Origin of the sequence: Acinetobacter sp. FDAARGOS_515, from assembly GCF_003938865.1 — a bacterium.
GTDB classification, from domain to species: domain Bacteria; phylum Pseudomonadota; class Gammaproteobacteria; order Pseudomonadales; family Moraxellaceae; genus Acinetobacter; species Acinetobacter ursingii.
This window is the reverse complement of record NZ_RKIX01000003.1, coordinates 2051867-2076947: the sequence shown is the minus strand read 5'-3', so window position 1 is coordinate 2076947 and position 25081 is coordinate 2051867. Positions and strand designations below refer to the sequence as shown.

The window sequence follows — 25081 nt, the reverse complement described above, 5'->3', positions numbered from 1 at the left end:
GATCTAATGACAAAACAGAATTCTGCATCACAATCATTAAACCATTTCAGCTACTCCTTTGGTGAAAAAAAAGATTCATTATTTTGCAACAATGAATCTCTAGAATAGTCATACTTTAAAAATCAGATCAAGACTTTTCGTTCAGATGACGAAGGAATATGTAACGATTCTCGATATTTCGCCACGGTACGACGAGCCACATCGATACCCTCTTCTTTTAATAATTCCGCAATCGCATTATCAGACAAAGGCTTACGGGGATTTTCTACTGAAATCATTTTTTTAATACGGGCACGAATTGCAGTTGAAGAACATTCACCGCCTGAGGTCGTACCCACATGACTTGAAAAAAAGTATTTCAATTCAAATAAACCACGTGGGGTCAGCATATATTTATTGGTGGTCACTCGTGAAACTGTAGATTCGTGCAACTCCACTTCTTCTGCCACATCACGCAATACAAGCGGTTTCATCCCTTCCGCACCAATCTCAAAGAAAGCTCGCTGATGTTCTACAATACAGGTCGCAACTTTTAATAATGTTTTATGACGTTCATCAATACTCTTAATAAAATTTTTAGCTTCCAGCATTTGATTACGTAAATAGAGATTTTCATCACTCTGATCGGCTCGACGAATCATATTTGAATAAAAAGAATTAATTCTTAGCTTAGGTAAAACATCAGGATTTAATTGCACCTGCCAGCTATTATCTTTTTTATTTACAACCACATCTGGAATTTGATAATCAGACTCCTGACTTTCAAAGTCTGCACCCGGATAAGGTTTTAATGTTTTTAATAAACCAATTGCTTCTTTTAATTGACTCATATTCAAGCCTGTGGATTTCAAAAGCTTATTTAAGTCATTGGCAATTAATAACTCGTAACACTGTAACAAACTCAGTGCTTCACGACGAAATGGTGTTTGAATATCCATCATTTCTAATTGAATTTTTAAACATTCAGCCAAATTCATTGAAGCAACACCAACTGGATCAAGACGCTGGATATGCTTAAGCACCACCAGAATTTCATCGTGCTCTATTTCTTCATCATAGTCTGCTTCTATCAGCAAATGCTGTGCTGCTAATAAAATTTCTTCAATTTCAGCATCAAGAAAACCTTTATCATCCAGACAATCAATAATGCAATAAGCAATTAATTTATCAACTGTAGAAAAATGCAATAAATTAACTTGCTCTAAAATATGTTCTTTTAAAGTATGATGAGCTTGGCGATTATCTTCCCGCTCTTCAAATTCTGGCGATGCTAAAGCAGTGGATTGATGCGTATAGACATCATCCCAATCGGTATCGACAGGAAGGTCATTAGGTAAATGATCAGCATTCAAATCTTGTGTTAAATCATTAGTATCACTGCTTTCTAAATGAGTTAGACTTTCTGTGCTACTTTCATCTTCTATTTTTTCAAGCAACGGATTACTATCCAGTTGAATCTGAATTTCTTGTTCAAGCTCAAGACTCGAGAGTTGCAATAAACGGATTGCTTGTTGTAATTGAGGGGTAAGCGACAAACTATTCGCAACTTTCAATCCAACAGATAGCTTCATAAACCGATACCCTAATCACGCCCGCCAAGCAAAAAATATGCCTACATGCTATTTATAGCATAAGTTTTAACGATATCCTATTCAAACTATATCATTCAATAGCGTTTAATCAACCTGATGAGTCAATTTTTAATTTATATAAATTTTTCCCAAAAAAAAGCACCCTCATCTGTATAAAGATGAGGGTGCCTTAGATTTAAAAGCTGGCGATGACTTACTCTCACATGGCTAACGCCACACTACCATCAGCGCGAAGAGGTTTCACTTCTGAGTTCGGGAAGGGATCAGGTGGTTCACTCTTGCTATTGTCGCCAGCAAACTGTTGTGGTGCTTTGGGGTCTTATTCACATTACTTAATAATGTATGCCTTACTTACAAACCAAAGAGTTATTAACGGATTGGAAATTGAGTCGGTATTGTAACTAGTTTATTGACTAAATCAAGTTTTGTATTGAATTTATCTTGAATACAACAACTGTTTGGGTGTTGTATAGTCAAGCCTCACGAGCAATTAGTATTGGTCAGCTTCACATATCACTATGCTTCCACATCCAACCTATCAACGTCCTAGTCTTGAACGGCTCTTTAGGTGACATATAGTCACAGGGAAATCTTATCTTGAGGTAGGCTTCCCGCTTAGATGCTTTCAGCGGTTATCCCTTCCGAACATAGCTACCCGGCGATGCGACTGGCGTCACAACCGGTACACCAGAGGTTCGTCCACTCTGGTCCTCTCGTACTAGGAGCAGATCCTCTCAAATTTCCAGCGCCCACGGTAGATAGGGACCGAACTGTCTCACGACGTTCTAAACCCAGCTCGCGTACCTCTTTAAATGGCGAACAGCCATACCCTTGGGACCTGCTTCAGCCCCAGGATGAGATGAGCCGACATCGAGGTGCCAAACACCGCCGTCGATATGAACTCTTGGGCGGTATCAGCCTGTTATCCCCAGAGTACCTTTTATCCGTTGAGCGATGGCCCTTCCATACAGAACCACCGGATCACTAAGACCTACTTTCGTACCTGCTCGACTTGTGGGTCTCGCAGTTAAGCGCGCTTTTGCCTTTATACTCTACGCGTGATTTCCGACCACGCTGAGCGCACCTTCGTACTCCTCCGTTACTCTTTAGGAGGAGACCGCCCCAGTCAAACTACCCACCAGACATGGTCCTCGCCCCGGATTACGGGGCAGAGTTAGAACCTCAACATTACCAGGGTGGTATTTCAAGGATGGCTCCAATGCAACTGGCGTCACATCTTCATAGCCTCCCACCTATCCTACACAAGTAAGGTCAAAGTTCAATGTCAAGCTGCAGTAAAGGTTCACGGGGTCTTTCCGTCTAGCCGCGGGTACACTGCATCTTCACAGCGATTTCGATTTCACTGAGCCTCTGCTGGAGACAGCGCCGCCATCATTATGCCATTCGTGCAGGTCGGAACTTACCCGACAAGGAATTTCGCTACCTTAGGACCGTTATAGTTACGGCCGCCGTTTACTGGGGCTTCGATCAAGAGCTTCGCTTACGCTAACCCCATCAATTAACCTTCCAGCACCGGGCAGGCATCACACCCTATACGTCCACTTTCGTGTTTGCAGAGTGCTATGTTTTTAATAAACAGTTGCAGCGGCCTGGTTTCTGCGGCTGCCAAGCGCTCAGGGAGCAAGTCCCATCACCCTCAGCAGCGTACCTTCTCCCGAAGTTACGGTACCATTTTGCCTAGTTCCTTCAGCAGAGTTCTCTCAAGCGCCTTGGTCTACTCGACCTGACCACCTGTGTCGGTTTCGGGTACGATTCCTGTGTAACTGAAGCTTAGAGACTTTTCTTGGAAGTATGGTATCAGCCACTTCACTGTACAAGTACAGCTTGATATCGACTCTCAGCATAGAGCACCCCGGATTTGCCTAAGATGCATGCCTACTGTCTTCCACCTGGACTACCAACGCCAGGCTGACTTAACCTTCTCCGTCCTCTCATCGCATTACACAGAAGTATTGGAATATTAACCCATTTCCCATCGACTACGCCTTTCGGCCTCGCCTTAGGGGTCGACTCACCCAGCCCCGATTAACGTTGGACTGGAACCCTTGGTCTTTCGGCGAACGGGTTTTTCACCCGTTTTGTCGTTACTCACGTCAGCATTCGCACTTCTGATACCTCCAGCATGCTTCTCAACACACCTTCATCGGCTTACAGAACGCTCCCCTACCACGTAACTCTAAAGTTACATCCGCAGCTTCGGCACATAGTTTTAGCCCCGTTACATCTTCCGCGCAGGCCGACTCGACTAGTGAGCTATTACGCTTTCTTTAAAGGGTGGCTGCTTCTAAGCCAACCTCCTAGCTGTCTATGCCTTCCCACATCGTTTCCCACTTAACTATGATTTTGGGGCCTTAGCTGGCGGTCTGGATTGTTTTCCTCTTGACTACGGACGTTAGCACCCGCAGTCTGTCTCCCGGATAGTACTCATAGGTATTCGGAGTTTGCATCGGTTTGGTAAGTCGGGATGACCCCCTAGCCGAAACAGTGCTCTACCCCCTATGGTATTCGTCCGAGGCGCTACCTAAATAGCTTTCGGGGAGAACCAGCTATCACCAGGCTTGATTAGCCTTTCACCCCTATCCACAAGTCATCCCCTGGCTTTTCAACGACAGTGGGTTCGGTCCTCCAGTTAGTGTTACCCAACCTTCAACCTGCTCATGGATAGATCGCCTGGTTTCGGGTCTATACCCAGCAACTAAACGCCCTATTAAGACTCGATTTCTCTACGGCTCCCCTATGCGGTTAACCTTGCTACTGAATATAAGTCGCTGACCCATTATACAAAAGGTACGCAGTCACCGAACAAGTCGGCTCCCACTGCTTGTATGCATGCGGTTTCAGGATCTATTTCACTCCCCTCACAGGGGTTCTTTTCGCCTTTCCCTCACGGTACTGGTTCACTATCGGTCAGTCAGGAGTATTTAGCCTTGGAGGATGGTCCCCCCATATTCAGACAAGGTTTCACGTGCCTCGCCCTACTCGTCATCATGATGTGTGCCCTTTCGTGTACGGGACTATCACCCTCTACGGTCGCACTTCCCAGAGCGTTCCGCTAAAACACACATCACTTAATGGGCTGATCCCCGTTCGCTCGCCGCTACTAAGGGAATCTCAATTGATTTCTTTTCCTAAGGGTACTGAGATGTTTCACTTCCCCTCGTTCGCTTCAATAACCTATGTATTCAGTTATTGATACCTACCTTATAGTAGGTGGGTTCCCCCATTCAGACATCTCCGGATCAATGGATATTTGCCGCCTCCCCGGAGCTTTTCGCAGGCTATCACGTCTTTCTTCGCCTCTGACTGCCAAGGCATCCACCACATGCACTTAATTACTTGACTATACAACCCCAAACAGTCGTTAATACCTACAAGTAGTATTACCAACATTACAGTTTGAAGTACTGTGCACTTAAGCACCGTACAGCTTCAATCTAAATTCATATACCAAAACGCTTGATTCAGTTAATTTGCTAGTTCTCAATTAACTCTAAGATCAGAATGACTTCTTCTCTCTTTGTTATTGAGTGAACAATTTATTTCAGACTCAATTCTCAATCTGTTAATGAATTAATGTAACCTCGTCAGCTACATTAAACTGTGATTAATCACAGAGCTTAATAAATCATTATATTTATTAAGCTCTATAATTTACTCTAGCCCGTACTCTCTTAAGTACGTGGTGGAGACTAGGAGAGTCGAACTCCTGACCTCCTGCGTGCAAAGCAGGCGCTCTACCAACTAAGCTAAGTCCCCAGCTTATATCATTTACGTATCTTTAACTCTGTACTCATTAATCTATTCGTCAGAATGGTGGGTCTGACAAGACTTGAACTTGTGACCCCACGCTTATCAAGCGTGTGCTCTAACCAACTGAGCTACAGACCCTGAGAAAGTTTTAAAGCACCGCTTTAAAAGTTTCGCAAGACAAACAGCTTCGCTGTGCGTAGTGTTTGATTCTCGCTCTTTTTTTAAAAGCTTCTCTCTAAATCTTTTTCATTCAGATACCAGAAGAACAACTTGTTGTGGATTCTTACCAATCAACCAATCTTTTCGTTAAGGAGGTGATCCAGCCGCAGGTTCCCCTACGGCTACCTTGTTACGACTTCACCCCAGTCATCGGCCACACCGTGGTGAACGTCCTCTTTGCAGTTAGACTATCCACTTCTGGTGCAACAAACTCCCATGGTGTGACGGGCGGTGTGTACAAGGCCCGGGAACGTATTCACCGCGGCATTCTGATCCGCGATTACTAGCGATTCCGACTTCATGGAGTCGAGTTGCAGACTCCAATCCGGACTACGATCGGCTTTTTGAGATTAGCATCCTATCGCTAGGTAGCAACCCTTTGTACCGACCATTGTAGCACGTGTGTAGCCCTGGTCGTAAGGGCCATGATGACTTGACGTCGTCCCCGCCTTCCTCCAGTTTGTCACTGGCAGTATCCTTAAAGTTCCCACCCAAAGTGCTGGCAAATAAGGAAAAGGGTTGCGCTCGTTGCGGGACTTAACCCAACATCTCACGACACGAGCTGACGACAGCCATGCAGCACCTGTATGTAAGTTCCCGAAGGCACCAATCCATCTCTGGAAAGTTCTTACTATGTCAAGACCAGGTAAGGTTCTTCGCGTTGCATCGAATTAAACCACATGCTCCACCGCTTGTGCGGGCCCCCGTCAATTCATTTGAGTTTTAGTCTTGCGACCGTACTCCCCAGGCGGTCTACTTATCGCGTTAGCTGCGCCACTAATCCCTCAAAGAGACCAACGGCTAGTAGACATCGTTTACGGCATGGACTACCAGGGTATCTAATCCTGTTTGCTCCCCATGCTTTCGTACCTCAGCGTCAGTGTTAGGCCAGATGGCTGCCTTCGCCATCGGTATTCCTCCAGATCTCTACGCATTTCACCGCTACACCTGGAATTCTACCATCCTCTCCCACACTCTAGCTAACCAGTATCGAATGCAATTCCCAAGTTAAGCTCGGGGATTTCACATCCGACTCAATTAGCCGCCTACGCACGCTTTACGCCCAGTAAATCCGATTAACGCTCGCACCCTCTGTATTACCGCGGCTGCTGGCACAGAGTTAGCCGGTGCTTATTCTGCGAGTAACGTCCAGTAGCTGGTAGTATTAATACCAGTACCCTCCTCCTCGCTTAAAGTGCTTTACAACCATAAGGCCTTCTTCACACACGCGGCATGGCTGGATCAGGGTTCCCCCCATTGTCCAATATTCCCCACTGCTGCCTCCCGTAGGAGTCTGGGCCGTGTCTCAGTCCCAGTGTGGCGGATCATCCTCTCAGACCCGCTACAGATCGTCGCCTTGGTAGGCCTTTACCCCACCAACTAGCTAATCCGACTTAGGCTCATCTATTAGCGCAAGGTCCGAAGATCCCCTGCTTTCTCCCGTAGGACGTATGCGGTATTAGCATCCCTTTCGAAATGTTGTCCCCCACTAATAGCCAGATTCCTAAGTATTACTCACCCGTCCGCCGCTAAGATCAGTAGCAAGCTACCTCTCTCCGCTCGACTTGCATGTGTTAAGCCTGCCGCCAGCGTTCAATCTGAGCCATGATCAAACTCTTCAGTTAAAATCATTTCGCACCTTATTAAAGACAAGGTGCCAATTCTGGCTCATCAATTACTGACAAATTCTCTCAAATAAACTTCGAGTAATTTAAACCAATCAATTAATGATAATATTTCGATCAATCAATTAGTAAAAATCCACACAAGTTGTTCTTCTATATTCTTAATGATCTTCTTCATGCTTCGTCAGCATCAAGCTAGGTCGGCTATATTACTCTCAATCTCTTAAAAGTCAACAGGCAATTTAGATATTTTTAAAACTCATTTTACTCAACCAAAATATCAATCAAATCCCTCAAGACCCAACCAACACCCTGTTTTTCAACAAGTTTTTATCCGCATCACCACCGATGAGTGCGCATTCTACAGCATTCCACAACCAACGCAACCCCTTTTATTTAATATTTTGAGTGTTTGATCGGTTTTTAATCTTTTTATCTTTTTTATAACATTTTTTACCCAGTTTTGTTTTAATAACAGCTATGATCCTATTATTCAATAGAACCATCTTTATATAGAATGGTATAAAATCTTGCCGCAAGAGGCGACTAAGGATTCTTATGCATTACTCAAAACTCGTCTTTATTGGACTTCTTTCAACTGGCATGTCTTTTCATCTTTTTGCTCAAGAGAGTACAAATGATGTGGTGACTGATGCTATAGAATACTCGTCTATTCCTGAATCTGATACACCTGAACACCGTGCACGATTTCAGAAGTTAAAGGAAATCAAAGACGATCTTAAAAATGTTAAGGCCAGTGATTTCAAGGTAAATGCGAATGCTGCACAGCCTGATCAAGTTAAAGATCCTTTACAGCCACTTAATCGTCAATTTTATGCTTTTAATGATGCTTTAGATCGAACTATTGTGCGTCCGATCGCTGTTCAATATACCCAAAAAACACCTGAACAAGTTCGTGGTTCTTATCGCCAGTTCCGTAAAAATTTAGGCGAACCGTGGAATGCTGTAAATCAGTTAATTCAGGGTCGACCTTCTCGTGCAGCAAAAACATTTGGCCGTTTTACGATTAATACTTTAACAACCCTGGGCTTAGCCGACCCAGCACGTCGCTTAGGCTTACCCGCTGAAGAAGAAAGTTTTGGGGTAACGCTTGGGTATTATGGTGTTCCATCGGGGCCATTTTTGATGTTACCGTTCTTTGGTCCAAGTACGTTACGTGATGGTTTTGGACTTGCTGTAGATAGTCAAGCACGTCCACAAAAATATATTATGGATGATCAAGACGGTTTATATTGGTCGACCAATATGTTGCAAGCGATTGATACTCGTGCGCAAGTTCTGGATATTGAGCAAATTCTGCAAGGCGACAAGTATGCAGTCATTCGTGATCTATACTTACAGCGTAAAAACTTCCAGATTGCAGAGAAAAAAGGCAATTCCGCAGAACAGATCCAGTTTATCGATGATGAATCAGATGATTCAGGTGATCAAAATTAAGCTTTAGCTTACATAATGTATTCATTTAAGATTGTTAGAGATTGAGTTTTTCTAGCAATCTTTTGATTTCTATAGTACATCTATTATAGTAAATGTGATTATTAATAAGGTTCCATTTAATCGTCTATGTATTTTATTCAACCGACACGTTCAGTCCCTCATTTAGATAAAGCCCTTGATGAGCTACCGAGCCTACAAGTCATTCACATAGATGATCTGGAATTATATGACCCTACGATTATCGCGATTGCAGACGTTCAAGATTTTTTACAATACCAGTGGGCACTACCTACCGTAGTTATTGCACGTGAAGACGAAGGTGCAGCTCTTGCTCAAGCTTGGCAACTTGGTGCGCTTGCAGGTTGGATTTGGGGGAAATTGCCGCAGAATCCTGTAGAAGCTTTATTGCAGATTGATGCTCAATATAAGCGTAATCAAGATAGTCGTGATCTTCCTGCTGCGGCTGAATTGCAGAAGAAACTCCTGCCCAATACCCTCGATTTACTCGACTATAAAATTGAAACTTTTTTTCAGCCTTCTGCGTATTTATCAGGTGACTGGTATGATTACTGGAAGCTTAATGATAAAGAAGTATTATTTTATTTAGCCGATGTTTCTGGACATGGGGTCACCAGTAGTTTACTCACTTCATGGATGGCGGCTTTTCATGGACGTTCTAAAACGCCACGCGAGTTAATCAAAAAACTCAATGGAATGCTGTTACAGGAAAATATCGAAAAGCATATTACGATGGTTGCAGGTATTTTAAATTTACACACCCATCAAATTCGCTGGTCAAGTGCTGGTCACTACCCGCCTCCGATTATTTTTGAACCCAATCAACCGCCTAAAATTTTAAACACCAGTAGTTTTCCGCTGGGTTTAACGGATGATCTGGATATCGAAGAATTCGAATTTACCTTAAATCGTCAGACTCGGTTTATTATTTGTTCAGACGGTGCACTCGAACCTTTTGATGGTGGACTAAATGAACAGTTTGCTCAATTGGTTGATCATTTACAAAAACAGTCTTTTCAAGCCCCTGAACATGTTGCTGATGACATTGCAATTCTAAGTCTTTGTCGACTGAATTAGCAGCATAATCAATAGCATGTCTTTTTAGTATTCCTTATCCGACTGTTAGATACTTGAGTATCTAAGCGCCCTATGTGATAATTTTGCAATCCTTCTCTGAAAATGGCATTTATATGTCAACAGGTCATGTTGAATATGCAAGCTTGAATGGAACGCATATTTTCAAACTTATTGGTGAAGTACGCGCCCAGTCTTGCATAAGTCTAGACAAACTTCTAAATCGAATTGAACAACAGCAAAATGTGGTTGGTGCAATTGTCGATTTAACTGAAACAACTTTTATTGATAGTACGGTTCTTGGAATATTGGCAAAGCTAGGTCTAAAACTGAAGCAGGTCCATCATATTCAGGCAGTCATGTTATCAACCAATCCGGATATTACGACTCTGGCCAATAGCATGGGGCTAGGGCAGGTTTTTGTTATCTTGAATTATTGTAAAGAACCACAAGTGTGTACGCGTGAATTATGTGAAGAAGAAATTACACATAACACCATGCTTAAAACAGTACTTGATGCACATAAAACCCTGATGCAACTAAACGAAAATAACCAGAATATGTTTGAGCCTTTAGTCAAACAACTACAAAAAGAACAAGATACAATGGATCAAGTATCTGCTAAGCAAAACGCTTAGCCTCCAGATATTTTCAGGATAAAATTGGCATATGACTTTACTTTCTGTTGCACAAATGAATTCTCAAAATGAGATCGACGATAATTTTCGTATGATCGAGTCTTTGATTCAACAGAGTAAAGCGCAACATGCAGAGTTGATCGTATTTCCTGAAAATTTTGTCTGTTTTGCTGCGGGGAAACAGCGTGAAACAGCAGCACAATTTGAACATATCCAGCAGCGTTTAGAACGACTGGCGCATCAATATCATATTTGGATTATTGCAGGGACATTGCCCTGCCCATTTCGTCCTGATGGGTCGATCATTCAAGATGGGCGTGTACGTACAGTCAGCTTATGTATCAGTCCTGAAGGGACACAGGCACGTTATGACAAAATTCATTTGTTTGATGTGCAAGTGGGTGATGCTGTCGGAGGGTATCAGGAATCCAAGTTTTTTGAACCCGGTGATCAGCCTGTGGTCGCCAAAACACCGTTTGGCAATATCGGGATGATGGTCTGTTATGATCTTCGTTTTCCAGAACTGGCATTAACTCTTCGAGCGCAAGGTGCACGCATTTTAACTGCTCCAGCGGCTTTTACTTATACGACAGGTCAAATGCATTGGCAGCTTTTATTACAAGCTCGTGCAATGGATACTCAATGTGATGTATTGGGTGCAGCGCAACAAGGCTGGCATGGTGAAAAGCGCCAAACTTGGGGACATACAGGAGCAACCAATAGTCGTGGACAGCTTTTGCAGATGATCCAAGATGAAGGCGCAGGACTCATCACAATCGAATTCAATGCCAAAGAACAGGATCAAATTCGAGCATCAATGCCACTGATGCAGCATCGACGTTTAATTTCTTTTTGATACATCATATTTTTTTATTACTGAAATCATTTATTTAAAGCTATAATCCAATATCGCATCTTTTTTATATTGAAGAATTTTTATGCAACAAGATTCATCGGGTTTACAACTAGATAATCAGTTGTGCTTTATGATTTATTCTACGAATCTTGCATTTCATCAGATTTATCGAAAAGTTCTAGCATCCTTAGGGCTAACGTATCCTCAATATCTGGTGATGCTCGTATTGTGGGAAAAAGATCAGGTGACCGTTTCTGAAATAGGCGCGCGTTTATTTTTAGAATCCTCCACCTTAACTCCGCTTTTAAAAAAACTGGAATCACATCAACTGATTCAACGTCAACGCTCGTCTCAGGATGAACGACAAGTGATTATTACCTTGACTGATTCAGGGATTAATCTGCAAAAAAAAGCACTCGAAGTTCCTGAAAAAGTCATTAGCACGACATCCTGTGATTTAGACCAGCTGTTAGCACTCAAAGATCAATTACAGATTTTACGCAATAATCTGCTTATGCATAACAAATAAAATTTAAAAATATTTTGAATATCATCTTGCTAAATTAATTAAATCGCATACTATATACTTAAGCACAAATTAATATCACACAATTTATTTAAGCAATACTCAGTCATCATGATAGGTTTATTCATACCTAAACAATGATAAGCATTTATCTGGATAAACAATGCATCTAAAGGTGAATGTACTGAGTTAAAGTAAATAAATCGTTAAATAGATTTTGATATTGAAGCCATTAGCACTGTCGTCTTAAAGGCTAGTTTTCAAGTTAGATTTTTTGATGAGATGAGCCATCATAAAATTGACTGCTAGACAATTAGCTAAAGAATAGGCTTTCAATATCACCCCCAATGCATACTCCCTCTCATGCATAGCACAAAGCACCTTAATCGGTGCTTTGTGCTTTTTAAATTTTAAAATTTTGTTCGCTATTCTTCAGCTTGATTGGTCACACGTAATACTTCTTCCAATGTGGTTTTCCCCGCCAATACTTTTCTTAAACCATCATCACGAATTGAACCTGAATATTGACGAGCGTAGCGCTCTAGTTCAAATTCAGCAGCATTGCCGTGAATGAAACGGCGCATTTGGTCATCTACAGGGACAATTTCATAAATGGCAGTTCGCCCAGTAAAACCTAAATGTGAACAATGCTCACAACCTTGAGGCTCTGGTAGTTTTAAGTTTTCTTCAGCACTAATATGCTGAAATAATTGACGCTCAAAATCATCTGCTTCGCGCCAAGTCGCGCAATGTGAACATAAGGTCCGGACCAAACGCTGTGCGATTACCCCAATTAAGGAACTAGATAGCAAAAAGGGTTCAATTCCCATATCTTTTAGACGAGTGACTGCACCAATTGCAGTATTGGTATGCAACGTAGATAAAACCAAATGCCCTGTCAATGAGGCTTGTACGGCAATTTCAGCTGTTTCCAGATCGCGGATTTCTCCAACCATCACAACATCGGGATCTTGACGCAGCATGGCTTTTAAAGCACGGGCAAAGGTCATATCCACTTTGGTATTGACCTGAGTTTGCCCAATTCCCTCTAACTGATATTCAATCGGATCTTCAGCGGTCAGGATATTGCGAGTATTGTCATTTAAATCAGAAAGCGCCGCATATAAAGTCGTGGTCTTACCCGAACCTGTCGGCCCTGTGACTAAAATGATGCCATGCGGACGATGTACCAAATGCGTCAAGCGTTCGTAATCGTTTGACATGAGTCCCAAATGGGTCATGTTTAAGCGGCCCGCCTGTTTATCCAGTAAACGCATCACCACACGTTCGCCATGTGAAGAAGGCAAGGTAGAGACACGTACATCCACTTCTCGACCCGCTAAACGCAACGAAATACGACCATCCTGAGGAATACGTTTCTCGGCAATATCCAGTTTTGCCATGACTTTAATACGTGAAACCAATAAAGGCGCAAGTTCACGGCGCGGCTGTACAATTTCACGTAGTTGACCATCGACACGCAAACGCACTGAAAGTTTTTTTTCAAAAGATTCGATATGAATATCTGACGCATTGACCCGAATGGCTTCAGACAAAAGTGCATTAATCAGCCTGACAATCGGCGCATCATCTTCCTGATCCATTAAATCTTCAGCTTCTGGCACCTGATCTGCCAAACTTAATAAATCTGGATGGTCTTCAAGCCCCGCGGCAACTTGTTGCGATTCCCCTGTATCGCCTGCATAACTCGAACTCAGTAATGCATTAAAACTCTGATCATCGCAAATTTGATGTTGAGCTGGTTTCCCTACGATCCGTCTTGCTTCCTGCAAGGCAATCCACTCTGTATTTTGACGGCGTACAATAAAGACTTGATCCCCTTCATAACGCAACAAAACGCCATGACGTTTCGCAAAACTATATGGAATTTGTATTTGTTTAAGTATTTGCATCACAAATTTATAATGATCAAAAATAGAGTTTTGAGTGTACTCTAAGCGTACTACAGCGTGAAGTCTGTTTTTACAAACTCACCAGAGGAATTTTTTAACTTGGAACAACAGCAATACGATCATCTCGAACCCGAGCAAACTAATTTAAGGTGGTGGGGTGAACAGAAATTTGAACTCAGCGAATCTAAAGCATGGCAGTTTGGGTCATTGCTCTTTCGTTTGACACGCGGAATTAATGAATGGCGACTGGAATATTATCGTCCACAATACCAACATGACTATGAACAACAATGGCAGAGAATTGCAGATCCACATTTTGCCTTTCCACAAGGGGCAAAAATTGAACGCTATATGTTTCGCAACACCCATAATGAATTTCAACTGATGCCACGTTTGGCAGATCGTTCTGTGGTTATCAAACCCGTCGACCCCATTTATATTCCAGCAGGTGAACGTGGCACACTTTATATTAGTACGCCATTATGGATTGCAGGCTTTGTTGAAAATCAGAGAGAGCCTATTTTCGATCTTCCAGTGATTCGCCCCAAAGACACCTGGTTTGGCCCTGATCATCGTACTGGGGAAATGTGCTATGCCACAGCAGTTGATGGTCGCACCGATTTAAATCTACTTAAACCCCGCGCATTTCGAGCTGTTACTCCAGTTGAATTTCATAATACCAGTAGCCAGCAATTACGTTTTGATCGTATGAATGTTCCTGTGTCTGCTTTGCCTTTATTTTATAGTGAAAGCACCAATCGCTTATGGACATCTCAAATTAAAGTCATACACGAAGGTTCAGATCGTCCACCGCGTATTCGTCTGGAAAATCGTACGCCCCCATTGGCAGGTGAAGTCACTTATGTACATCCACCACGCTCGCCGGGTGGTGCCTTGTTTAACATGTTTGATTCATTTTTCTAAGGAGGCATTATGGCAGATTCCAATATCCCCAAAGATGTCGCTGTCAGCCTCAAAGGGATTTTTACCAATATTAATCTGGATCGACTGAGTGAAATTCTGGTCGCTGTTGTTCTATGTTTAATTGGCTTTATTTTTGCCCGCTTGGTTTCAAATACGTTTATCCGAACCGTAGGCATGCGCTTCAATGCACACCAACGAATGGTTTGGCGACGCGGGATCTTCTACTTTATTTTTATTATTTTTGTGATGGCTAGCCTGAAAGAAGCAGGCTTTAAACTCAGCGTATTTTTAGGCGCAGCCGGAATTTTAACTGTCGCTTTGGGTTTTGCTTCACAAACCTCAGCCAGTAACTTGATTAGCGGTTTGTTCCTGATTGGTGAAGGGTCATTTGAGGTCGGAGATACTATTCAAATTACCTTAATTCGTGGTCATACCATTGAAGGACAAGTGATTTCGATCGATTTGCTTTCGGTTAAATTACTGACATTGGATAATGTCTATGTACGTTTACCCAATGAACAATTGATTCGAGCTCCAGTCATGAATATGTCCAAGTATCCGATACGGCGTATTCCGATTACCCTCGCCATTAACTTTCAGGAAGACATCATGAAAGTGCGTAAGGTTCTTCTTGATGTTGCATCCAGATATCCTTTGGCATTAGATGACCCGAAACCTGAGGTGACTGTCACCGCCTTTCGTGAATCTTCAATTGAGCTGTTATTTTCAGTCTGGTGCCGTCAAGAGTTGTATTTAAAAACTCGCGATGAATTGCAAGAACGTATTCGTAATGGCTTTTTGGAAAATCAAATTGAGATTCCTGTACCGAAGATGGGTTTTGTTGATCGTCCACCAACAACGCCTTTAACGGAAGATGACATTGACTCCTATGCCAATACACAGGAACTTAAACGAGAACCAAAACTTTAGGCAACTTAACAAGGGTGGTTTGCCACCCGCTAAAATAGTGTATCTATAAGCTTTAAAATTTAACGCTCAATGCTTTCCTTATTTGATTGTGCTGGCGGCAATGGTGCCAGATAAGCAATGACCAACATGATAGCTCCAGCACCAATAAATGAAACCACACGCGTTAAGGTTCCACTCTGCGACAAATCAAGTACCACTAGCTTAATCACCACAATAGCAAGTAAGGCTGCCCCAACAAACCAAAGCTGACGGATTTGACGCTGACTCGAAAAAGTCATTAACACGAAAGCCAAAATTACCCAAAGTAAAGTTAAGCTAAGTTGTACCGTACCATTCGACCAAATTGTCCAGCCCCAAAGAGGTGTTGCCAAATACATATGTAAGGCCCGAACGACAATACTGCTAAACACCACCAAGGCAATCAGAATGTTGACCACTTTAGAAAACCATTCTAATGTTTTAAATGAAGCGGTAAAATTATGATGATAAACCATCCACAATAATCCAGATAACACGCTTAAGCACAATAAATCTACAGGATTGAAGATCGGTAAATAATAAGCCACAAAAACCTGATCACTTAAACTGACTATTAACAACCAAAACCAAGTCAGTGCCCAAACTGAAAACTGATCTAGCATAAGGTCATTTTTTCGCTTAAACAGCCAAATGCTATATAAGACAGGAATCACAGCGAAAGAAAGCAATGCAGCATCTGGCCAAAGTGCTGGACCTATTGTCGCTAAACTCAGCCAGAGTAAAGCGGCCCACCAAGCATTAAACTTCGAATCAATTTGCTGGTTTTTTTGAATGCTAATCAAGAGCAAGGCCAAAGTGGTTGCTGCAATGAAAAAGCTCATTTGCTGTAACGAAGCAATCCAATGAAAATGTGTGAATAGTCCCTGTTGAATCAGCTCTACGAAACACAAGCCGATAAAAATACTCAGAATCATCAACTGCGGAAACTGCCAATCCAAACGTGCGCGTAAATATACCACTCCAGTAAAGCCAAAATATAAAATTGCGGCGATCGCCAAATAAGGGCTTAGGCCCTGCCCGTGCCATGTAAAATACTCGACACCTGCCACTGCACCTGAATATAAAGCCAGACTCAAAAATAGACTGGCAATGACTGATGAATCCTGTCGAGAGGATGGATCTCGAAATAAAAAATATGCCGAAATGAATTGTGAAATCGCATAAATACTGGTGCTTAACACAGGAAAATGCTCATCTGACCAGACTTGATAAAATAGGACAACAGAACTGAGTACGACTAAAAATATCCCGAGATAACGACTTAATCGATACCGCTCAGAAACACCCCAAACAATTAAAGCTGTCCCTTGCACCACCCAACCAATTGCTGTCCAGTGCGCCCCTTGATATAACGGGAAAATCAGCGCAATAAATGCCACCGCTAAAATAAAAAAACTTTTGGCTAAAATTGATAATTCAGATTGTTTTTGTTTAATCCACCAGCCCAAAGCAGCATAAGTTCCTCCCAGAAGTGCTGCCCCCAGAGTCAGTGCTAGACTTGACTGTTGCACTAAAAAAGCATGTAAGGAAAATCCCAAAATCGGCACACTAAAAATCAAACCAACATCTACCAATGGTGGAAGTTGAATATTGGATTGATGGTTCAAGGAAGAATCATTTAAAGACTGATCTTTTAAAGAGCGATATTCTTTCTGAATCAATTGGCTATAACGTACACTCAGCCAGATAAACAAGGCGATATGCAACCATAAAATAAGATCAAGCGTATGATATTGTGCTGGATTTGCATAGAGAACAATGACGCTGCCCGCAAGTAATCCTGACGCGAAAAAAGCAATTTGATTGAGTATTTTCCATGGCTTGATAAAATTCATCGCGGCCACAGCCAGATTAATCATCAAATAGTAACTCAACAAAAAGACACTATCTGGATGCGATTGTGGAATCAATAAAGGTGCAAGATAAGCCATACTTAATGCAAGCATCGATAGATAAACCGCATTTTGTTTTAAGCTTAAAGCGACCGTAATAAGCAGCAAAACAGCAAAGCCAACACTTGCGATACTCAAATTTGCAATCACCGCATAATGATGCGCAAAAATTAAGGTCAGGAAAATAATTGCCAGACCTGCACCTTGCAAAGCAACTGCAAATAATGCGTTCTTTTTTCTCAAATAATAGCCAAATATAGTCAATGCACCGCCTGTAATAGCGATTCCCAATAACTTTATACTCAAACTCAATTGCCAATGTTCGCTGGCAAAACGCAATAACAGCACCACCCCAATCATTAAAATCGCAATCGCAACTCGTAAAATTGGATTACCATGCATCAGCCAATCCAGTGCTGGTTGCCACCATGCCGATTTTTGAGATGGTGGATTTAAAGCAATAGCATCATGAGTCTGATCATTCTCTAGGCTTGACAATATCGGTGTATCATCTTGAGATTGGAACCACACAGGAGTTTCCGATTGCTCCAAATGATTCAATTCAATTGGTTCAACATCAGAACTCAGTGATGTTTGTTGTATCTTTTTATGGTTTTCAAGATTTTTTAGGCGCTCATTCATCGAACTTAACATCTGAATCAGACTAAACAACACCAATCCACTTCCAACTAAAATAGCCGAACCACTGTGCAAATAGTAACCTGCAAGACCAATTAAAGTTCCAAGATATAGAGCCCATTGCGGTAAATATAAATGATCAACAGATGCAGTCACTTGATATTGCTGTTCAAGCTGTTGGATACGACGCTCAAAAGCTGTGAATTGTTGTACGATAAAAAAGATCAAAAGTACAATAACAACGGCCACTGCATTTTTGATCTCAAAAGCAAGTGCACCCAATAAAGCGACAGCAAGAATAATGATTATCGTGGGGTAGTACTTATCATTTTTATCCATATTAAAAAAACAAACTCAGTTATTTTAAAGCTATCTTACCTCATCAAAACATCTGCGTATATTTAGCCACCGTCCCTAGAGGCGAAGTTCTACATTTTGCTTCATTTTCACGTAGAATAAGACCCAATCGTTCGTAAGGAAGTATTCAATGCCACCATTTGTTTTGGTTGATGGGTCTTATTTTTTATTTCGTGCATTTCATGCACTCCCACCGTTGACGACCTCAACAGGATTACAAACCAATGCAATACGTGGTGCGATTTCTGCCATTCAAAAACTGATGCGCCGCACTCAGCCCACGCATATGGCAGTAATTTTTGATACCCCAGAACCGACTTTCCGACATGAACTTTCGCCTATTTATAAGGGCGACCGCCCAAGCATGCCCGATGAGTTAGCGCAACAAATTCCATATTTGCATGCCTTAATTAAAGCGTTAGGCATTCCTTTATACATGCTGCCGGGTGCAGAAGCCGATGATATTATTGGCACGTTGGCGAAACATGCGGAAAAAGAAGGTCATCAAGTCTTAATTTCGACTGGTGATAAAGACATGGCGCAACTGGTCAACGAAAAAGTCACGCTTGAAGATAGCTTCAAAGACAAACCGATGGATATTCAGGGGGTTTTTGATAAGTTTGGGGTATGGCCGAACCAGATCATTGATTACCTTACCCTAATGGGTGATGCCTCAGATGGCATTATGGGGGTACCCGGCATTGGCGCTAAAACCGCGGCTAAGCTTTTAACGGAATATGGCTCAATCGGTGGCATTTTAGAAAATGTCGATCAAATCAAAGGCAAAGTCGGTCAGAGCATTAAAGACAATGTCGATGGTATTGCCATTGATCATCAACTTGCGAGTATCGTCTGCGATCTGGACTTAGGTCTAACATGGGATGATTTAAAATTACGCGAGCCACATGTCGATAGCTTACGTCATCTCTATACCGAACTCGAATTTAGAAATCAGTTGCAATCTTTAGATCATCCTAATAATCCTGTCAGCAACAGCTATAAAGAAGCCAACAAAGAAATCGCTAAAGCTGAAAGTGCACAACCTATTGAAACAGAAGATCAATCTAGCATGACCAGTGATGATGATCAGCTTGGTGTTGCCAATTACCATACGATTCTCACCCAAGACGCATGGGACAATTTATTCAAGCGTTTACAGACTGAGAAACGTTTTGCCATTGATACAGAAACCACCAGTCTGGACTATCGTGTTGCCGAAATGGTCGGTTTTTCTATCGCTTTTGATGCTCATGATGCCTATTACGTACCACTCACACATGACTACGAAGGTGCACCAGAGCAACTTGATCGTAAGCAAATATTGGCACAAATAAAGCCCATTCTGGAAGATGATTCAGTCCAGAAAATTGGACATCACCTTAAATACGATGCACATATTTTTGCCAATCATGGCATTGATCTCAAAGGTTGGTATTTTGATACCATGCTGGCCTCTTATGTATTGAACTCAGTCGCCACACGTCATGGTATGGATGATGTAGCGCGAGTCTACCTAAGTCACTTGACCACAACTTTTGAACAAATTGCAGGAAAAGGTGCAAAACAAAAAACCTTTAATCAGATCGAAATTGAAGTGGCTGCACATTATGCTGCCGAAGATGCACATGTCACCTATCGCTTATATGAAGTGTTGGCAAAAAAACTAAAAGCTTCGCCTGAGCTTGAAAATATTCTGTATCACATCGAAATGCCTGTAGCATCTATCCTCACTGGTATGGAAGAAGCTGGTATTAAACTTGATCATGCCTTTTTGGATCAACTCAGCCTCGAATTTACTGACACTATTCAAGGTCTGGAAAATCAGGCGATTGAATTGGCAGGCGAAACCTTTAACGTCAGCTCACCTAAACAAGTCGGTGAAATTTTATTTGATAAAATGGGGCTAAAAGGCGGCAAAAAAACCGCAACAGGTCAGCACAGTACAGGGGAAAGTATTCTGGAAAAAGTCGAGCATCCGATTGCAGAAGTGATCTTAGAACATCGTACTTTATCGAAGTTGAAAAACACCTATACCGATCGTTTGATCGAGCAATCACACAACGAAACGCATCGAGTGCATACCAGTTATCATCAGGCATTGACTGCCACTGGTCGTTTATCTTCTTCAGATCCGAACCTACAAAATATTCCGATTCGTGGAGAAATTGGTCGTCAAATTCGTAAAGCCTTTATCGCTCCTGAAGGTCGCGTATTATTGGCCGCCGATTATTCACAAATCGAATTACGTTTGATGGCACATTTTTCTCAAGATGAAGCCTTGCTCGATGCATTTAAACACGGCCAGGATGTACACCGCCGTACCGCCGCCGAAGTATTGAACATTCCGCTAGAAGAAGTCACCCATGATCAGCGCCGTCAAGCCAAAGCTGTTAACTTTGGCTTGCTGTATGGTATGTCCGAATTTGGTTTGATTCGTCAATTGGGCTTTACCCGTGAAGAATCACAAAACTACATTAAACAATACTTCCATCGCTATCCGGGTATTTATGAATACATGCAACGTACCCGTCAAGTGGCGTTAGAGCAAGGCTTTGTGGAAACCATTTTAGGTCGTCGTTTATATACGCCAGACATTGATGCCCGAAATATGATGGTGCGTAAAGGTGCGGAACGTGCCGCCATTAATGCGCCATTGCAAGGCAGCGCGGCGGATATCATTAAACTTGCGATGATTGAAGTTGATAAAATACTGCCAAAGGATCAGGCCGTATTATTACTTCAAGTCCACGATGAACTCGTATTTGAAGTCGATACTGATTTGGCAGATGAACTGGCTCCAAAGTTGGCTGAAACCATGCAATCGGTGGTTGAAATTTCAGTGCCTTTAGTGGTTGAAGTCGGTAAAGGATTGAACTGGGAAGAAGCACATTAATCTTTAGAGAAAATCCAGATAAAACAAAGGCCGATTGATTCGGCCTTTGTTTTATCTAAGTTTTATTCATTTAAAACCACATCAATTTTACAATCCAGTCAGTAAAACTTTCGCAACTTCATTCATCAAGATTTCAGCAATATACAAAGCCAAAAATGCAATAATTGGAGAAAGATCAATCATCCCCATATTCGGCAATAATCGACGAAATGGTGCAAGTAAAGGTTCAGCCAATTCCTGAATCACTTCAATATATGGAGAACGTGATTGAGTAAACATCACCACCCAGCTCAAAATAATCGTAGCAAAAATCAAATAACGGCAGAAACGGATCAAATCCTGAATCATGGTCACAAAAGTTAAAATCAACAAATGGATCGGGCTATTTGGCATCGCACCTGATAGATACATCAACCCAAAAATTTTGAGTAAATAAAGCACGATTAAAAGTGCCAATGCCGCTAGATTGACACGACCTTTTGCCACTGTCGGAAAAATACGACTAAAAATATCCACAATTTTAGTCGCTTTGACCGTTGATAAAACTACAGGGTTATAAGGACTTACCCCTGTCAATTGCATTAAAAAGCGGAAGAACACCAATAAAATGGCAACATTAATTAAAATACCAAAAATAAGCGCAGAACTCGCCATACTGTTACTTTCCTACTTAATGGGTCTTGGTACTGTCACTTAGCTCATGTGCTAATTCTTGACTACGTTTTTGCGCAGCAGCAAGTGCTGTCTGGATATTTTGTGAAATCTGGGCGCGATCAAAGACTTCAAGTGCTGCTTGCGTCGTACCATTGGGAGAGGTCACATTTTTACGCAATTCCGCTGGGGTATTGGAACTGGTAATTGCCATTTGTGCTGCACCCAAAGCAGTTTGCAAAGTGAGCGCAGTCGCGACTTTTTCATCCAGTCCCATATTTTTTCCAGCGCGAATCATACTTTCCATTAAATAGAAAAAGTACGCTGGGCCTGAGCCTGAAACCGCTGTCACAGCATCAATTTGTGCTTCCGAATTTACCCAAATAGTTAAACCCGTTGCAGCCAAAATCTGACTGGCTAAATCACGGTCTTTTGTTGTCACATTTTCATTGGCATATAAACCATGGGCACCAGTCTGAACCAAAGCAGGTGTATTCGGCATGACACGTACAACTCGATCCGTTCCAGTCAATGCAGCAATCGTCTCTATTTCTGCTCCAGCAATAATCGAAACAATTAACTTACCTTCAAATAGACCATGTAGAGGCTTTAAAACCGTACCTAAAACTTGTGGTTTCACCGCTAAAACGACCACATCGGCATTCTTAATGGCTTTTACATTATCATCCACTGCCTGAATTTCTTTTTCATGCAATAACTGACGAATTGCCTCGACAGGATCAGACACCATAATCCGAGTTGTTGGTAATCCACGTGCCAGCAAGCCACCAATCAGGGCTTGCGCCATATTACCACCACCAATAAATGTGATATTTGAATTTAATGTCGCATTCATGAATTATGCTCAACTCGCAAATTATCTATCTCAGAACTTAAATGTGGCAACCAACCGTCATTTTCACAATATTTCGATTGTGCTAGCCAAAACCCTTTTGGGGTAAAAACCCCTAGCATAACATTATCTATGGCTAATATTTGAATTGTATGACGTAACCACGGCAAAATTTGTGCCTCTTGTATGGCTTTTTTTAATGGCCAATGCCCAACACGCCCATATAAATGGATTTTTTCACCGCCCTGACGAGAGTGTATCGTTAAGTTTTGCTTTAATAAATCAGCAGAAAGTCCTATCTCAGCAGAAATGATTTTAAATTTCCCTGAAATTAAAGAAATGCTTTGATCAAGATCTAAACAAATCGTACCCGTTACATGAGAACAATTTTTTGACGCTAAATATAAGGCTTTAGCAATTCGATAAAGTTGTTTTTGATAACGGACATAATAGTGTCCATTCCAATGCAAAGCCGACTGGGCATCTGCTTTGGCATCGATCACTTCTTGTTGTAAACGCGCCACCATTTCAAAAGGCGGTCGATAATCTGCCTCTCCTTTCATCCACGCCGATAAAAGCTGACGCTGCCGAGGCAAACTGAGTTGTTGTAATTTTTCTAAATCGACTTGCGTGTTATCACCACAGTATTGCATATCTTGGAGTAATACCTCTTGCAAAATATTGTGGGCATCCTGCATTAAAATACTGGTGCGACTCAAAGCTTGCTGCATTTTGGGATAACGTTGTTGCAATAATGGCCAGACATTTTGACGACACCATGCCCGATCATACTGGGTGTCAAAATTGGTCTGATCTTGTACAAATGGCAGATTTAATTGCATCGACCATGATTCAATTTGTTCACGCGACAACGATAAAAAAGGTCGCCACAATTGAAAATTTTCCCGATTTTCCAATGCTTGCATGGCAGACAGACCATTGACTCCTGCACCTGACAGTAATCGCAGTAAAACAGTTTCTGCCTGATCTTGTTGATGATGTGCCAAGACTAAAATGTCATGAGATTTTAAATGTTGTTGATATGCAGAATAGCGGGCAGTACGTGCCTGATTTTCCAGATTACCTGAAGCGATCTCAACTTTTTGAAGAATGACGGGAATATTAAGTTGCTGTGCATAGTTTTGCACAAATACGCCCCATTCATGGCTGGAAGCTTGTAATTGATGATCGACATAAATCGCACGAACGCGCGCTGGAAAAACAATCGACATTAAATGCAGCAATAGCATGGAATCCATGCCACCACTGCATCCAATTAAAAATGTGGTTTCAGGTGAAAACTGTTCAGCTTGATTTAAGAGGTGAGACCTAAATTTTCGCTGCCAAATTTCATTAAACGCTGGTAACGAGCTTCGCATCGTTCATCTGCATCCATCGGTAGCAATTCATCTAGCGCCTGTTTTAACACGACTTGCAGATTTTGCATAACCTGTTCTGGATGTAAATGCGCGCCTTCGCCTTCATTGACGACATATTCGACAATACCAATCTTTTGCAGCTTATCTGCGGTCAGTGCCAAAGCATCACTGGCTTGCTCTGCCTTTTCTGCTGTTTTCCATAAAATAGAGGCACAGCCTTCAGGTGAAATCACTGAATAGATACTATGTGACAACATAATCACACGGTCAGCAACGCCAATCCCCAACGCTCCACCAGAACCACCCTCACCTAATACTGTCGCAATGACAGGCACTTTTAAGTGAGACAGCTGCGCCAAGCTCGTTGCAATCGCTTCTGCCTGACCGCGCTCTTCTGCACCTACACCAGGATATGCTCCCATGGTATCGATAAAGGTAAAAACAGGCAGATTAAAACGTTCCGCCATATCCAGTAAGCGTTGCGATTTACGATAACCTTCAGGATTCGACATCCCAAAGTTATGTTTTAACTTTTCACGGGTACTACGACCACGATGCTGACCCACCACCATCACTGGGCGGCCTTCAAAACGTGCTAAACCACCGACCATTGCACCATCATCACCAAACAGACGATCACCATGCAAGGCATCAAATTCAGTGAAAATTTCACCGACATAATCTAGAAATTGTGGTCGATCAGGATGTCGTGCGATTTGCACGGTTTTCCACGCTTTAGACTGAGCAGCTTTACTTTTCATAAGTCGAGTATTATCCCTAAATTGGGGCGTATTGATGGCATATCGCACATGCTCAATCGCCCAACCAAGTCGA

General features: G+C 42.1%; 15 protein-coding genes, 2 tRNA genes and 3 rRNA genes. 8 read left to right on the top strand and 12 right to left on the bottom strand.

The features are described 5' to 3' along the window. Positions 1-122: 122 nt before the first annotated feature. The 6 genes from EGS47_RS11635 to EGS47_RS11610 all read right to left on the bottom strand — a co-directional run bounded on the left by EGS47_RS11635 (position 123) and on the right by EGS47_RS11610 (position 7207). Positions 123-1571, bottom strand: a complete 1449-nt coding sequence (locus EGS47_RS11635) for an RNA polymerase factor sigma-54 (protein WP_004987489.1) — start codon at positions 1569-1571, stop codon at positions 123-125. A 201-nt stretch (positions 1572-1772) separates the two neighbouring features. After that, a 5S ribosomal RNA gene (gene rrf / locus EGS47_RS11630) occupies positions 1773-1887 on the bottom strand. 174 nt (positions 1888-2061) lie between these two features. Next, positions 2062-4955 (bottom strand): 23S ribosomal RNA (locus tag EGS47_RS11625). A 338-nt stretch (positions 4956-5293) separates the two neighbouring features. Continuing rightward, positions 5294-5369, bottom strand: a tRNA-Ala gene (locus tag EGS47_RS11620). Positions 5370-5424: 55 nt separating this feature from the next. Then, positions 5425-5501 (bottom strand) — tRNA-Ile (locus tag EGS47_RS11615). A 169-nt stretch (positions 5502-5670) separates the two neighbouring features. Then, positions 5671-7207, bottom strand: a 16S ribosomal RNA gene (locus tag EGS47_RS11610). The 16S, 23S and 5S rRNA genes sit together here with 2 tRNA genes alongside, the layout of an rRNA operon. Before the next feature lie 558 nt (positions 7208-7765). On the opposite strand from EGS47_RS11610, the gene EGS47_RS11605 reads away from it, so the two are divergent. From EGS47_RS11605 to EGS47_RS11585, 5 genes are all read left to right on the top strand, one after another. Then, a complete protein-coding gene (locus tag EGS47_RS11605; RefSeq protein WP_004993081.1) occupies positions 7766-8665 on the top strand; it encodes a VacJ family lipoprotein in 900 nt (299 codons plus the stop codon). A 126-nt stretch (positions 8666-8791) separates the two neighbouring features. Continuing rightward, on the top strand, positions 8792-9760 hold the full coding sequence (gigA, locus tag EGS47_RS11600) for an RsbU family protein phosphatase GigA (protein WP_004993079.1): 969 nt from the start codon (positions 8792-8794) through the stop codon (positions 9758-9760). A 113-nt stretch (positions 9761-9873) separates the two neighbouring features. Next, positions 9874-10395 carry an anti-anti-sigma factor GigB gene (gene gigB / locus EGS47_RS11595; RefSeq protein ID WP_004993077.1) on the top strand — a complete coding sequence of 174 codons (522 nt, stop codon included), beginning with the start codon at positions 9874-9876 and terminating at the stop codon, positions 10393-10395. A 31-nt stretch (positions 10396-10426) separates the two neighbouring features. Then, on the top strand, positions 10427-11251 hold the full coding sequence (locus EGS47_RS11590; protein WP_004993075.1) for a carbon-nitrogen hydrolase family protein: 825 nt from the start codon (positions 10427-10429) through the stop codon (positions 11249-11251). A gap of 82 nt (positions 11252-11333) precedes the next feature. Continuing rightward, positions 11334-11780, top strand: coding sequence for a MarR family winged helix-turn-helix transcriptional regulator (locus EGS47_RS11585; protein WP_004993071.1), 447 nt, complete (start codon positions 11334-11336; stop codon positions 11778-11780). Between the two features lie 422 nt (positions 11781-12202). On the opposite strand, the gene gspE is transcribed toward EGS47_RS11585, so the two are convergent. Continuing rightward, on the bottom strand, positions 12203-13690 hold the full coding sequence (gene gspE / locus EGS47_RS11580; protein ID WP_004993069.1) for a type II secretion system ATPase GspE: 1488 nt from the start codon (positions 13688-13690) through the stop codon (positions 12203-12205). 99 nt (positions 13691-13789) lie between these two features. Here gspE and EGS47_RS11575 point away from each other — a divergent pair, with 99 nt between their 5' ends. Then, positions 13790-14614: a hypothetical protein gene (locus EGS47_RS11575; RefSeq protein WP_004993066.1), complete on the top strand. Its 825-nt coding sequence runs from the start codon at positions 13790-13792 to the stop codon at positions 14612-14614. A gap of 9 nt (positions 14615-14623) precedes the next feature. After that, the gene (locus tag EGS47_RS11570; protein ID WP_004993064.1) at positions 14624-15544 is read left to right on the top strand and encodes a mechanosensitive ion channel family protein; all 921 of its coding nucleotides are present in this window, start codon (positions 14624-14626) and stop codon (positions 15542-15544) included. Between the two features lie 59 nt (positions 15545-15603). On the opposite strand, the gene EGS47_RS11565 is transcribed toward EGS47_RS11570, so the two are convergent. Continuing rightward, positions 15604-18453, bottom strand: coding sequence for a DUF2339 domain-containing protein (locus tag EGS47_RS11565; protein WP_125269656.1), 2850 nt, complete (start codon positions 18451-18453; stop codon positions 15604-15606). A 148-nt stretch (positions 18454-18601) separates the two neighbouring features. Here EGS47_RS11565 and polA point away from each other — a divergent pair, with 148 nt between their 5' ends. After that, positions 18602-21364, top strand: a complete 2763-nt coding sequence (gene polA, locus EGS47_RS11560; protein WP_125269655.1) for a DNA polymerase I — start codon at positions 18602-18604, stop codon at positions 21362-21364. Between the two features lie 87 nt (positions 21365-21451). Here the strand turns inward: polA and EGS47_RS11555 are convergent, their stop codons facing one another. From EGS47_RS11555 to EGS47_RS11540, 4 genes are read right to left on the bottom strand one after another with little or no spacing between them, the layout of a single operon-like run. Further along, complete coding sequence (locus EGS47_RS11555; protein ID WP_044434997.1) at positions 21452-22018, bottom strand: YggT family protein; 567 nt, start codon at positions 22016-22018, stop codon at positions 21452-21454. A 16-nt stretch (positions 22019-22034) separates the two neighbouring features. Continuing rightward, on the bottom strand, positions 22035-22871 hold the full coding sequence (gene proC / locus EGS47_RS11550; RefSeq protein ID WP_004994642.1) for a pyrroline-5-carboxylate reductase: 837 nt from the start codon (positions 22869-22871) through the stop codon (positions 22035-22037). Next, positions 22868-24247, bottom strand: coding sequence for a tRNA lysidine(34) synthetase TilS (gene tilS / locus EGS47_RS11545; RefSeq protein ID WP_125269654.1), 1380 nt, complete (start codon positions 24245-24247; stop codon positions 22868-22870). Before tilS ends, proC begins: the two co-directional genes overlap by 4 nt. Further along, positions 24184-25008, bottom strand: a complete 825-nt coding sequence (locus tag EGS47_RS11540) for an acetyl-CoA carboxylase carboxyltransferase subunit alpha (protein WP_125269653.1) — start codon at positions 25006-25008, stop codon at positions 24184-24186. Before EGS47_RS11540 ends, tilS begins: the two co-directional genes overlap by 64 nt. Between the last annotated feature and the right edge of the window lie 73 nt (positions 25009-25081).

Excerpts from the sequence above, each read along its gene's own strand:
- EGS47_RS11570 (WP_004993064.1), top strand. The coding sequence starts at position 14,624 with ATGGCAGATTCCAATATCCCCAAAGATGTCGCTGTCAGCCTCAAAGGG.
- EGS47_RS11590 (WP_004993075.1), top strand. The coding sequence starts at position 10,427 with ATGACTTTACTTTCTGTTGCACAAATGAATTCTCAAAATGAGATCGAC.
- EGS47_RS11605 (WP_004993081.1), top strand. The coding sequence starts at position 7,766 with ATGCATTACTCAAAACTCGTCTTTATTGGACTTCTTTCAACTGGCATG.
- EGS47_RS11540 (WP_125269653.1), bottom strand. The coding sequence starts at position 25,008 with ATGAAAAGTAAAGCTGCTCAGTCTAAAGCGTGGAAAACCGTGCAAATC.
- gigA (WP_004993079.1), top strand. The coding sequence starts at position 8,792 with ATGTATTTTATTCAACCGACACGTTCAGTCCCTCATTTAGATAAAGCC.
- polA (WP_125269655.1), top strand. The coding sequence starts at position 18,602 with ATGCCACCATTTGTTTTGGTTGATGGGTCTTATTTTTTATTTCGTGCA.
- EGS47_RS11555 (WP_044434997.1), bottom strand. The coding sequence starts at position 22,018 with ATGGCGAGTTCTGCGCTTATTTTTGGTATTTTAATTAATGTTGCCATT.
- gigB (WP_004993077.1), top strand. The coding sequence starts at position 9,874 with ATGTCAACAGGTCATGTTGAATATGCAAGCTTGAATGGAACGCATATT.
- EGS47_RS11565 (WP_125269656.1), bottom strand. The coding sequence starts at position 18,453 with ATGGATAAAAATGATAAGTACTACCCCACGATAATCATTATTCTTGCT.
- proC (WP_004994642.1), bottom strand. The coding sequence starts at position 22,871 with ATGAATGCGACATTAAATTCAAATATCACATTTATTGGTGGTGGTAAT.
- EGS47_RS11635 (WP_004987489.1), bottom strand. The coding sequence starts at position 1,571 with ATGAAGCTATCTGTTGGATTGAAAGTTGCGAATAGTTTGTCGCTTACC.
- EGS47_RS11585 (WP_004993071.1), top strand. The coding sequence starts at position 11,334 with ATGCAACAAGATTCATCGGGTTTACAACTAGATAATCAGTTGTGCTTT.
- gspE (WP_004993069.1), bottom strand. The coding sequence starts at position 13,690 with ATGCAAATACTTAAACAAATACAAATTCCATATAGTTTTGCGAAACGT.
- tilS (WP_125269654.1), bottom strand. The coding sequence starts at position 24,247 with ATGCGAAGCTCGTTACCAGCGTTTAATGAAATTTGGCAGCGAAAATTT.